General features: G+C 65.5%; 11 protein-coding genes. 3 read left to right on the forward strand and 8 right to left on the reverse strand.

What is annotated here, in order from left to right:
* Positions 1 to 7: 7 nt before the first annotated feature.
* The 8 genes from AB0305_RS02785 to AB0305_RS02820 form a co-directional block, all read right to left on the reverse strand.
* The gene (locus tag AB0305_RS02785; protein ID WP_366171292.1) at positions 8 to 472 is read right to left on the reverse strand and encodes a hypothetical protein; all 465 of its coding nucleotides are present in this window, start codon (positions 470 to 472) and stop codon (positions 8 to 10) included.
* Positions 469 to 1,776 carry a FliI/YscN family ATPase gene (locus tag AB0305_RS02790; protein WP_366171294.1) on the reverse strand — a complete coding sequence of 436 codons (1,308 nt, stop codon included), beginning with the start codon at positions 1,774 to 1,776 and terminating at the stop codon, positions 469 to 471. Before AB0305_RS02790 ends, AB0305_RS02785 begins: the two co-directional genes overlap by 4 nt.
* Positions 1,773 to 2,462 (reverse strand): FliH/SctL family protein, encoded by a 690-nt coding sequence (locus AB0305_RS02795; RefSeq protein WP_366171296.1) that lies wholly within the window; start codon positions 2,460 to 2,462, stop codon positions 1,773 to 1,775. Before AB0305_RS02795 ends, AB0305_RS02790 begins: the two co-directional genes overlap by 4 nt.
* Positions 2,459 to 3,520, reverse strand: coding sequence for a FliG C-terminal domain-containing protein (locus AB0305_RS02800; protein ID WP_366171298.1), 1,062 nt, complete (start codon positions 3,518 to 3,520; stop codon positions 2,459 to 2,461). Before AB0305_RS02800 ends, AB0305_RS02795 begins: the two co-directional genes overlap by 4 nt.
* Positions 3,504 to 5,138 (reverse strand): flagellar basal-body MS-ring/collar protein FliF, encoded by a 1,635-nt coding sequence (gene fliF / locus AB0305_RS02805; protein WP_366171300.1) that lies wholly within the window; start codon positions 5,136 to 5,138, stop codon positions 3,504 to 3,506. The genes AB0305_RS02800 and fliF overlap by 17 nt, the downstream gene beginning before the upstream one ends.
* A gap of 14 nt (positions 5,139 to 5,152) precedes the next feature.
* Positions 5,153 to 5,467 carry a flagellar hook-basal body complex protein FliE gene (gene fliE / locus AB0305_RS02810; protein ID WP_366171302.1) on the reverse strand — a complete coding sequence of 105 codons (315 nt, stop codon included), beginning with the start codon at positions 5,465 to 5,467 and terminating at the stop codon, positions 5,153 to 5,155.
* Positions 5,468 to 5,665: 198 nt separating this feature from the next.
* Complete coding sequence (locus AB0305_RS02815; RefSeq protein WP_366171304.1) at positions 5,666 to 5,926, reverse strand: hypothetical protein; 261 nt, start codon at positions 5,924 to 5,926, stop codon at positions 5,666 to 5,668.
* 98 nt (positions 5,927 to 6,024) lie between these two features.
* Positions 6,025 to 6,969 carry a LysR family transcriptional regulator gene (locus AB0305_RS02820; RefSeq protein WP_366171306.1) on the reverse strand — a complete coding sequence of 315 codons (945 nt, stop codon included), beginning with the start codon at positions 6,967 to 6,969 and terminating at the stop codon, positions 6,025 to 6,027.
* 313 nt (positions 6,970 to 7,282) lie between these two features.
* On the opposite strand from AB0305_RS02820, the gene AB0305_RS02825 reads away from it, so the two are divergent.
* The 3 genes from AB0305_RS02825 to AB0305_RS02835 all read left to right on the forward strand — a co-directional run bounded on the left by AB0305_RS02825 (position 7,283) and on the right by AB0305_RS02835 (position 10,815).
* Positions 7,283 to 8,368: an alpha/beta hydrolase gene (locus tag AB0305_RS02825; RefSeq protein ID WP_366171308.1), complete on the forward strand. Its 1,086-nt coding sequence runs from the start codon at positions 7,283 to 7,285 to the stop codon at positions 8,366 to 8,368.
* Between the two features lie 127 nt (positions 8,369 to 8,495).
* Complete coding sequence (locus AB0305_RS02830) at positions 8,496 to 9,749, forward strand: efflux RND transporter periplasmic adaptor subunit (protein ID WP_366171310.1); 1,254 nt, start codon at positions 8,496 to 8,498, stop codon at positions 9,747 to 9,749.
* Between the two features lie 133 nt (positions 9,750 to 9,882).
* On the forward strand, positions 9,883 to 10,815 hold the full coding sequence (locus tag AB0305_RS02835; protein WP_366171312.1) for an efflux RND transporter permease subunit: 933 nt from the start codon (positions 9,883 to 9,885) through the stop codon (positions 10,813 to 10,815).
* The last annotated feature ends 40 nt before the right edge of the window (positions 10,816 to 10,855 follow it).

Consider the following 10,855-nt stretch of genomic DNA (forward strand, 5'->3'; position numbering starts at 1 on the left):
GGGTAGATCAGGATGGGTGGGAGGTCGCGCTCCCCTGCGACAGGCGGCGGCGCAGCCATGCCTGGGAAGCCTGTTGGTCTTCGCGCTTGCGATCGCGTGCGCGTTGCTCCATGTCGAGCGCGGTGAGCTTCTTGCGGCGGACCACGTCGATCTGCTCGTGCCGCAAGCGCGCATGGCGCAAGTCCGCACGCAGCGATGCCGACGACGCCTCATGGCTGGCCAGCTTGCGCTCGTGCTGGTGAATCAGATCGGCCATGGCCGAGCGATAGCGCGCACCGTTCATGGCGTGGGCCGGATGCACGTGGGCACCGGTCTCGACGGTTTGCATCAGCGCGGTCATCTGCGAGATATGGCGGCGGTAGCGCGCGCTCTCGGCATCGCGCCCGGCAACATCGGCACTCAGCCGATCGACTTCCTGCGCGCGCATGGCGACGAGCTTCGACAGCCCGGCAACAACACGTTCGATGTTCATGCGGCAATCTCCTTCAGGGTCATGAGCGTGGCATCACGCGAGGCGGCTTCGTCTTGCCGCTGGCATAGAAACGCTTCGATGTGGTCGTGCATCTGCACGGCGTGATCTGTGGCGGGGTCGGCGCCGGCCACGTAGCCGCCGAGTGGGATCAGGTCGCGCACATTGGCGTGGCGCGACATCATGTCTTTGACCTTGCGCACGGTGTCGATCTGCTCGCGCGGCGCCACCAGCGACATGCACCGGCTCACCGAGCGCAGCACGTCAATGGCGGGGTAATGCCCCTGCGATGCCAGATCGCGCGAGAGCATGATGTGGCCGTCCAGAATGGCCCGTGCGGTATCGACCACCGGGTCTTGCTCGTCATCGCCCTCGGCCAGCACGGTGTAGATGGCGCTCATGCTGCCTGCGCCCTCGCCGTTGCCGGCGCGCTCCACCAGGCGCGGCAGCATGCCGAACACCGAGGGCGGGTAACCACGCGTGGCAGGCGGCTCGCCCAAGGCCAATGCCAGCTCGCGCTGCGCCATGGCATACCGCGTGAGGGAGTCGACCAGCAGCAGCACGTTGCTGCCCGTGTCGCGGAAATTCGTGGCGATGGCGTGACACAACTCGGTGGCCATTAGGCGCATCAGCGGGGATTCATCCGCTGGTGCAACCACGAGGATGGCCTTGGACATGCCCTCGGGCCCAAGCGAATGTTCGATGAACTCGCGCACCTCGCGGCCGCGCTCGCCGATCAGGCCGACCACCACGACATCGGCCGCGGTCTGGCGCGTAATCATGCCGAGCAGCACGCTCTTGCCGACGCCGCTGCCCGCAAACAGGCCCACGCGCTGCCCACGGCCCAGTGTGAGCATGCCGTCGATGGCGCGCACGCCCACGTCCAGCACGCCTTCCACCGGCTGCTTGCGCAGCGGGTTGACGCGCGGCGGCTCAAGATCGAGCACGGCATCGCCGGTCAGCGGGCCACGCCCATCAATCGGTTCACCCAGGCCATCGATCACACGGCCGCGCCATGCGGGGCCGATGGACAGTGTGCGCGTGCCGTCATCGGCAAACACCCGCGCCCCGGCACTCAGCCCTTCTGCGGGGCGGAATGGCATCAGGTACGACACGCCCTCCCGAAAGCCCACGACGCGCGCTTCAAGCCAGCCGCCTGACGCGGTTTCGATGCGTGCAAGCTGGCCGGTTTCAAACGGATAGCCGGTCACTTCCAGCAGCAGACCTGACACGGCAGACAAACGCCCGACCGGCCTGGCGACCGGCACGTCGCCCACATTGAGAAGACCGAGTACGGAGCCACTCATGCCAGCGCCCCTTCCGCAGCTTCGGCGTCGCTATGCGAGAGCTGCGCGGCAATGCGCTCGATGCAGGCAGCCAGGCGCTGGCCACAACCGGCGTCCATTTCCACGTCACCGGCCTGGACGCGGCATTCGCCGGGCGCCAGCCGATCGTCCGGCGCCAGTTGCCAGCCGCTGGCGCGTTCGGGCGCGGCTTCGGCAATGCGGGCGTAGTCGGCCGGGTTCAGCCGCACGCTGACGGAATCGGGGGCCTTGGCCAGCGTGCCGAGGGCTTCATCGACAAACGCAAGAATCTGCTCAGGGTGCGCTTCCAGCTCGGCCCGCACGACCTGGCGTGCGACGTCACCCACCAGCGTGGCCACCTCGGCGCGCACCTTGGCCCGGTAGGCCTGTTGTGCGCCGTTGAAGCCGGCAACCAGCGCGTCGACCGGCGCGGCAAGCGCATCGAGCCCGGCACGCACATCGTGGCGTGCGCGGTCGGCACCAGCACGCTCGCCTGCGGCAAAGCCATCGGCATGCCCGGCGTCGTAGCCGGCCTGCCGTGCCTCGTCGAGCAATTCTTCGGCGGGCGGCGCATGCAGTTGCGTGGTGAGCAGGCTGGCCTCGTCGGGCAACGACAAGCCATCGCGCTGCTCATGGGCGGCACGCACACGTGCCAGCGACGGAAAGGCGTAGCGGCGATAAGCCTTCATTTGAGGACGTCCTCCGCGACGAGCTGCAGCTCGATCTCGCCTTCGTCGGCCAACTCGCGGATGGTGTCCATGATTTCGCGGCGGGCCGCCTCGACCTTGCTGGCCGGTGCCGGCCCCGTACGGCGCAGCATCTCTTCGAAAGCCTGCACCGAGCGGCGCGGCATCGAGCGCAGCAGCGTATCGCGCACGGCCGGATCGGCACCCTTGAGGGCCACGCCCCACAGCTCCATGTCGACCTGTTCGAGGATGACGGCGATGGCCTCGTCGCTCTGGCGGGCAATCACGGCAAAGTCGTAGATGCGCTCTTCCACGGCGGCAACGAGATCCGGATCACGGGCGCGCAGTAGTTCCACCATGCGGGCGCGATCACCCGGCAGGCGGTTGATGATGTCGGCGGCCTGGCGCACGCCTTCCACGGCGGTGCTTTGCGTGCCGAGGTTGGCGATGCAACCGTCGACCACCGCTTCGAGATCGCGCAGCAGGTCGTAGTCGATTTCCGTCAGGCGGGCGATGTCGAGCAGCACTTGCTCACGCTGCGCTTCCGGCAGCGCCTGGATGACCAGGCTTGCCTGCTCGGGCGGCAGGAACGCCAGGAACATGGCCTGCATGCGTACGTGTTCGTCGCGCAGGCGGTCGGCCAGCCATTGGGGCTGCGCCCATTGCAGACGCGCCATCTTCGGGCCGATCACGTCGCCGTAGATCTTGTTGAGCACGCTGTTGGCCACCACACCGCCCAACGCCATGTCCAACGAGCGCTGCAGGAACGAACGCGACGCGCCACGCACGCTGCTCTGCGCGCGGAAATTCGCAAAGAAGCGCTCGATGGTGTTCTGCACGGCATCCACCTTCACGCCCTGCATGCGCGACATCACCATCGTCACGCCCAGCAGTTCTTCACGCGACAGGCAGCGCAGCACACCGGCCGCCGCTTCTTCCCCCATGCTGAGCAGGATGATGGCGGCACGTTCCACCGTGCTGAGGTTCAACGCCGGAGCCGCTGCCGGCAAGGCCGGTGCGGCTGCATCTACGGTTGCGGGTACGTTAGCTGGTGTGTTCATCGTCTCGAATCCAAGGTTTGATGACTTCGGCCACCCGCTCGGGGTCCTGGCCGGCCAGATGCTTCAGGTGTTCGATCAGTACGTCGACATCGGAGCCGATCGGCGGCAGATTGGCATCGGCCAGCAGCAGCGGCTGCGTATCGGCATCGGTGGCGGTGGCCTCGATGGCCGGGGCTTCCGTACCGGCGACGACGGCATCCACGACTTGCGGATCGCGCCCACCGTTGGCCCACGTACGCAACACCTTGAGCAGCGGGCGGAAGATGAAGAAGAAGCCGAGCAATGCGCCGAGTGCCCACGCGCCCCACGTACCCATCGTCACGATGTTGTCGGGCTGCTTCCACCACGGCAGCGATGCGGCCACCGGCGTGGTGCGGAAGTCGAGCGACGACACCACCAGCGCGTCTTCACGGTCGGCATCGATGCCCAGGCCGTTGCGCAGGATCTTGTCGACCTGGGCGAGTTGTTCGGTGGTCCATGCCTTTTCCTGGCCCGGCGCGGCGCCGTTGTTCAGCACCACGGCCACGTTCAGCCGCTTCACACGCACGGGGCTGCGCTTGATCTGCACGACGTTGCGGTCGTAGGCGTATTGGCGCGTCTGTGCATTCTTGGCGGAGTGCGGCGCGTCAGGCGTCGCGGCAACCGCGGATGCCGGCGCCGGACGGTTCGACAGCGAACCCGGCACACCCAGTGCGGCGTGGCCGATGTCCTTCTCGTCGCGGATGGCTTCTTGCGTGATCTTGGGCGCCTCGCCGTATTGCTCGTGGGTTTCTTCCACGCGGTCGTGGTCCAGCTCCACTGCAACACTGGCGCGGAAGTTGCCCTCGCCCAGCGTGGGCGTCAGCAGCTCGCGGATGTTGCGCAGGGTCTGTTCGCGCGTTTGCGCGCCCAGTTCGCCATCGAGTCCCAATGCGCCACCCAGCGCCGGGTCGATCTGCGCAGACAGGTGATTGCCGGCCTGGTCCACCACCGTCACGCGGGCCGGGTCCAGGTTGGCCACGCTGCCCGCCACCAGGGCGACGATCGCCGCGATCTGTTCCTTGCTCAGCTTGCGGTTGGGCTTGAGCGTGAGCACCACGGAGGCCGAGCTCTTGTCACCATCGGAAAGAATGAACGACGTCGATTTGGCAATCGACAAATGCACGCGCGCCGTCGACACCGGGTCGAGCGCCACGATGCTCTGCGTCAGCTCGCCTTCCAGGCCGCGGCGAAAGCGCACGTCCTGCACGAACTGGCTCACGCCCAGCGGGTCGCTCTTGTCCACCTGCTCCAGCCCTTCGGGCAGCTTGGCGACCACGCCCTTGGCGGCCAGCAGCATGCGCGCGGCGCCCAGCTTCCGCTCGGGCACCAGTACCTGGCCGCTGTCTGGATGAATGCGATACGCAATGCCCTCGGCATCCAGCGCGGCCATCATGTCGGCGGCCGGCACGCTTTCGTGCGCGCCGAACAGCGGCTTGTAGCGCGCGTTCTGGTGGTGCATCAGCATCATCGCCAGCGCGGTCAGGCAGATCGCCAGGATGACGATCGGTGCCAGCTTGGCCAGCGCAGCGGAAGACGGCAGACGGAAGCCGCCTTCAGGCAGGAATCGCGCGGTGAGCATTTTGATTTGATCGAGCACGTTGGCAGTCCTCGTCAAACCTGCATCTTGATGATGTCGTCAAACGCACTCATGAGCTTGTTGCGCACCTGGACCATCGCCGAAAACGACAGACTGGCCTGCTGGCTCGCGAGCATGGCGCCGACGAGGTCGTCGCTGGCGCCGGTTTCCACGGCGCTGACGAGATCGTTGGCGTGATGTTGCTGGGCGTCGGTGCCGTGCACGGCATGCTTGAGCAGATCGGAGAAACCGGCTGCGGCGCCATCGGCGGCCGGTTGCGGGCCTTCCGTGACGCTGGTGAGGGACTGGCGAATCGAATCGAGCATGGCGCTCGAGAGGTCGACGTTCATTGCGGTTCCCATGTTGGATTGACTATGGGACCGGATTTTGTGACGTCGTTTGACGCGGAACGAGAATGTTCAACGGAACATTGATCACCCCGATAGCAGCTGCCTATTACCCCGTGAGGCTACGCTTTGCGCAAATAAAAAACGGCGTGACCGGTTCAGTCACGCCGCAAACAAGGGAGGAGAAATCAGAAGCGCGGTTTATGCGCGCGATGCGGAACCGCCGTTCGGATAGCTCGCATCGCCGTTCCACGACAGGTCGCCGTACGTATCTGCCTGACGGTCGGTACCTTGGGCGTACGGATCGAAGCGGCCAGCCTGGGCGGCGGCCGGGGCGTCAAAGTTGGGCTGGATGGAAGCCGCTGCGGGCTGAGCCGACAGCAGTACGGCGGAAGCCGACACGGTGGCCACCATGGCCAGGACAGCGCGGCGGGAGAAGACGGAGGAGAGGCGGGCGTTCATGATCATTTCCTGGATTCGGTTGCGCTCGTTGTTGCGCTTGGAACGGAGAATAGATCGTTGCTCCCGCCTGATAAATGTGACTTCCGAAAAAAGACTGTTCAAGCGGCGCTAACAATATGCAGCCGCGGATTTTCCTTCAGCTGCAGGCACGGGTGATCGGCAAACAGCGTCGCCACCCAGTCCACAAACACCCGCACCTTGGGCGACAGGTGTCGGTTATGCGGGTACACCACCGACACCGGGATCGGCTCGGAGACGTAATCGGGCAGCACTTCCACCAGCGCGCCTGACATCAGGTGCTCGTACACCAGAAAGCGCGACGTCTGCAGGAGCCCCAGGCCGTGCAGCCCGCACGCCACTGCCGATTCCGCATCATTGACGGACACCATGCTGCGCACCTTGTGGATCTGCTTCTGCCCGTCGATCACGAAATCCCAATCCATGCGGCGGCCATTGCGGGCAGAGAAGTAGTTCACCGCCACATGGTCCTGCAGATCCTCAAGCGTGCTGGGGGTGCCGTGCAGCGCGAGGTATTCCGGCGAGGCGCAATTGACCATCGGCAACTGACCAATGCGGCGCGCCACGAGGGTGGAATCCTGCAACTCCCCGCCGCGCACGGCGCAATCCACGCCCTCCTGCACGAGGTCGACAGGGCGATCGCTCATGCCGATCTCGAGCTGAAGATCGGGGTACGCCTCATGAAAACTGCGGATGCGCGGCACCAGCAACCGTTTGCCGATGGACGCGGGCACGTCGATGCGCAGCGTGCCGCGCGCACCCGTTGCGCTTTGCGAGAACGCGGCCTCGGTCTCTTCCAGGTCGCCGAGCAGCCGTACGCAGCGCTCGTAATACGCAGCGCCGTCGGCGGTCACGTTGACGCGGCGGGTGGTCCGGTGCAACAGGCGCACGCCAAGATGCGCCTCAAGGCTTTGCACCAGGTTCGTGACCGTGGCGCGAGGTAATTGAAGGCTGTCGGCAGCCTTGGTAAAGCTACTGGCTTCCACAACACGCGTGAAAACCTGCATGGCCTGCAAGCGATCCATCTGCGGCTCCTGAGGGTCGGAATCCACGGGCTGTGCGCACTGCCGAAATCAAAACGGCAATGCGCAACGAGCGTGGAATCTGAAGGGGTGCACCCGGTTGGCTCGATCAGCAGGTCAGCGACTACGGGTTTTCGCAGCGCAACAAGATCGGCTTCGAGCAAGGAACACTTTGTAGCACAACCGTAAATTTTGATTGTTCGGCTGCAACTAATAGTGATGTCTGATTATAGGCATTTATCCGCGTTCGTCTAATCACCATCATTCAGCCCATTGAGATTCGGCTGATCCGCAAAGGTAAGCCCCGCCTGACATCATGGGTTCTTCTCCACCGCGCTTGGTTGTTTCGGAACGCACGCACACGGGAAATGCGACAGCGGCCGGTGTTCGGCCAGCGCAATCGCACAGCACCGCCGATGTAACAAATGTCGCGGCCCATCACCATTTGCGCAGCGCAACATGCACGCTGCCTGAGCAAGCTTCCTGCCCCACCCTGCCGCGCGAGGTGCACGCCGAGGACTATTGGACGCAGGGCTATGCCAACCGCATCCGCCTGCGCGTTTTCCGCCCGGAAATGCACGCCGACGACGCTGCCGTGCCATTGCGTCGCCCTGGCCACCCTGCCGTGCTGTATCTGCATGGCGGCGGCTTCGTCAACGGCTCCATCGACGATGCCGAAGCGCCGGCCCGCCACCTGGCCGCCACGCTGCCTGCGGTGGTGGTGACGGTCGGCTATTCGCTCGCGCCGGCCGCGCCCTTTCCGGCGGCACCAGAAGATGTGTATGCCGCACTGTGCTGCATGGCCGAGCACGCCACCGCCTGGGGCATCGACAAGCGCCGCATGGCGGTAGCCGGGCATGACGCGGGCGGCAACCTTTCTGCCGCGCTGACGATGATTGCCCGCGACCGTGGCGGCCCGAACCTGCGCGCGCAGGTGCTGATTGCGCCCATGCTCGATCCAACCATGGCCCGCGTGCGCCCCGACCATCTGGCCAATGCCACCAACTCGGCCGAAGTCTGCGCCGATTGCTATCGCCAATACCTGCCCCGCCCGACCGAGCGCGTACACCCGTACGCCGCGCCGGTGGAATCGCGCCGCCTGCAAGGCCTGCCGCCGGCCCTGCTGCTGACCGCGCCGCAAGACCTGCTGCGCACCGAGGCCGAGCGTTACGCCACTGCCCTCATTGAGGCGGGTGTGGCCACGCAAGTCGTGCGCGTGCAGGAGGCCTGCCATGACTCGATTGCCATGAGCGCCGTCGCGCAAGACGAGATGACGTGCTTCCTGCGCTGGCACCTTGGCATGACGCGTCAGGCGGCTGCACCGCGCAAACGCCGCGCACGCGCGGATCGAAAGGACCGCACCTCCATTGACACTGACCCAACCGGGGAGACGCCTGGCTGAACCCACATAACAAGAAACGGAGTGCGAGGCCGCGCGCGTGTTTCTACGCTGCGGCCCACATGTGCTCCGAGTGGTTTTCCCGAGTCCTTTTTCTCTTTGCCTATCCCAACGAATCGAGAGAGACATCATGAGCCTGTCCAAACGCACCATCGCCATTTCGGCTGCAGCAGTGCTTGGCGTCGCCGCCATCGGCACTTACGGCCTCGTTTCCACCGCCGGTGCCTCGCAGCAGCCAGCAGGCGCCCCCGCCGCCACGCCGGTCGATGTGGCCCCCGTCCTCGCCAAGAACGTGGCGGAGTGGGACGAATTTTCCGGCCGCGTCGAAGCCGTTGAACGCGTGGAAGTCCGCCCGCTGGTGAGTGGCACCGTCACGGCGGTCCATTTCAAGGACGGCAGCATCGTCAAGAAGGGCGACCCGCTGTTCACCATCGACCCGCGCCCATACGCGGCTGAAGTGGCCCGCACCCAAGCCGCGCTGACGGCGGCCAAGTCACGCGTGGCCTACACCACGTCGGAACTCGACCGCGCACAGAAGCTGGTGGCCGACAACGCCATCGCCCGCCGCGAGTTTGAAGAGAAGGAAAACGCCGCACGCGAGGCGCAAGCCAACCTGCAAGGCGCCGCCGCCGCGCTGGATGCCGCCAAGCTGAACCTGGAGTACACGCGCATCGTGGCGCCGGTTTCGGGCCGCGTATCGCGCGCTGAAATTACCGTGGGCAACGTCGTGTCTGCCGGTGGTGCCTCGCCGGTGCTGACGACGCTGGTGTCGGTCTCGCCGATGTACGTGGCGTTCGATGCGGACGAGCAAAGCTATCTGCGCTACTCCGCCAAGGCGGCCCAGGGTACCAAGACACCGGTCTATATCGGCCTGGCCAATGAAGACGGCTACACGCGCGAAGGCGCCATCCAATCCGTCGACAACCGGCTGGATGTGCGCTCGGGCACGATCCGCGTGCGCGCCACGCTGGACAACGCCGACGGCCGCCTCACGCCGGGCCTCTATGCCCGCGTACGCATGAGCACCGGCGCGCCGCATGACGCCATCCTCATCAGCGACAAGGCCATCGGTACGGACCAGGACAAGAAGTTCGTCCTGGTGGTGGATGCGGCCAACAAGACGAGCTATCGCCCGGTTGTGCTGGGTGCCTCCATCGACGGGCTGCGCGTGGTGAAGTCGGGCCTGAAGGCCGGCGATCGCATCGTCGTCAACGGCATCCAGCGCGTGCGCCCGGGCGACGCCGTGGCACCCAACGCGGTGACCATGGATAGCTTGGTCACCAAGCGTGTGGTGCTGCCAGGTGCCCGACCGGAAACCCCAGCTGAAGCGCCTGCAGCACAAGCCGAAGCCGCTGCACCAACGCCCAAGCAAACGGCGTCATGACCGATCTCCCAAGCCCCGTCGCCCCCGCGCAGGCGGGGGCCCAGCGGCGTTAGGTTTCTCACCAACCCAACGCCGCAAACGACACTGGGTTCCCGCCTGCGCGGGAACGACAAACGATAGTTCGCCTGACACCATGAACTTCTCTAAATTTTTCGTGGACCGCCCGATCTTTGCGGGCGTGCTCTCCACGCTGATCCTGTTGATCGGGATCATCTCGATCTGGCGATTGCCGATCTCGGAATACCCCGAGGTCGTGCCGCCTTCGGTGGTGGTGCGCGCGCAGTTCCCGGGCGCCAACCCGAAGGTGATTGCCGAGACCGTCGCCTCGCCGCTCGAAGAACAGATCAACGGCGTCGAGAACATGCTGTACATGCAGTCGCAAGCCAACAGCGACGGCAACATGACCACGACGGTCACCTTCAAGCTGGGCACCGATCCGGACAAGGCGCAGCAGCTCGTGCAGAACCGAGTGTCGCAAGCGCTGCCGCGCCTGCCTGACGTGGTGCAGCGCCTGGGCGTGACCACCATCAAGAGCAGCCCTGACTTGACGATGGTGGTGCACTTGCTGTCGCCCAATGACCGCTACGACATGACGTACCTGCGTAACTACGCGGTGCTCAACGTCAAGGATCGCCTTGCACGCATCAGCGGCGTGGGCCAGGTGCAGTTGTTCGGCTCGGGTGACTACTCGATGCGCGTGTGGCTCGATCCGAACAAGGTCGCAGAGCGCGGCCTCACGGCCAACGAAGTCGTGCGCGCCATCCGAGACCAGAACGTGCAGGTGGCGGCTGGTGTGATCGGCGGCTCGCCCTCGGTGCCGGGCACGGACCTGCAACTGTCCGTCAACGCGCAAGGCCGTCTGAAGACCGAGCAGGAATTCGGCGACATCATCCTCAAGAGCTCGCCCAACGGCGCCGTGACGTATCTGCGTGACGTGGCCCGCATCGAGCTGGCCGCGTCGGAATACGGCCTGCGCTCGCTGCTGGACAACAAGCAGGCGGTGGCCATTCCGATCTTCCAGGCACCAGGCTCCAACGCGCTGCAGATTTCGGTCGACGTGCGCTAGACGATGTCCGAGCTCAAGGATGTCTGTCCGGACGGCGTCG

This window comes from Arthrobacter sp. NPDC080086 (assembly GCF_040702285.1).

Coding starts and splice junctions, on each gene's coding strand:
- AB0305_RS02785 (WP_366171292.1), bottom strand. CDS start 472: ATGAACATCGAACGTGTTGTTGCCGGGCTGTCGAAGCTCGTCGCCATG.
- AB0305_RS02790 (WP_366171294.1), bottom strand. CDS start 1,776: ATGAGTGGCTCCGTACTCGGTCTTCTCAATGTGGGCGACGTGCCGGTC.
- AB0305_RS02795 (WP_366171296.1), bottom strand. CDS start 2,462: ATGAAGGCTTATCGCCGCTACGCCTTTCCGTCGCTGGCACGTGTGCGT.
- AB0305_RS02800 (WP_366171298.1), bottom strand. CDS start 3,520: ATGAACACACCAGCTAACGTACCCGCAACCGTAGATGCAGCCGCACCG.
- fliE (WP_366171302.1), bottom strand. CDS start 5,467: ATGAACGTCGACCTCTCGAGCGCCATGCTCGATTCGATTCGCCAGTCC.
- AB0305_RS02815 (WP_366171304.1), bottom strand. CDS start 5,926: ATGAACGCCCGCCTCTCCTCCGTCTTCTCCCGCCGCGCTGTCCTGGCC.
- AB0305_RS02820 (WP_366171306.1), bottom strand. CDS start 6,969: ATGGATCGCTTGCAGGCCATGCAGGTTTTCACGCGTGTTGTGGAAGCC.
- AB0305_RS02825 (WP_366171308.1), top strand. CDS start 7,283: ATGGGTTCTTCTCCACCGCGCTTGGTTGTTTCGGAACGCACGCACACG.
- AB0305_RS02830 (WP_366171310.1), top strand. CDS start 8,496: ATGAGCCTGTCCAAACGCACCATCGCCATTTCGGCTGCAGCAGTGCTT.
- AB0305_RS02835 (WP_366171312.1), top strand. CDS start 9,883: ATGAACTTCTCTAAATTTTTCGTGGACCGCCCGATCTTTGCGGGCGTG.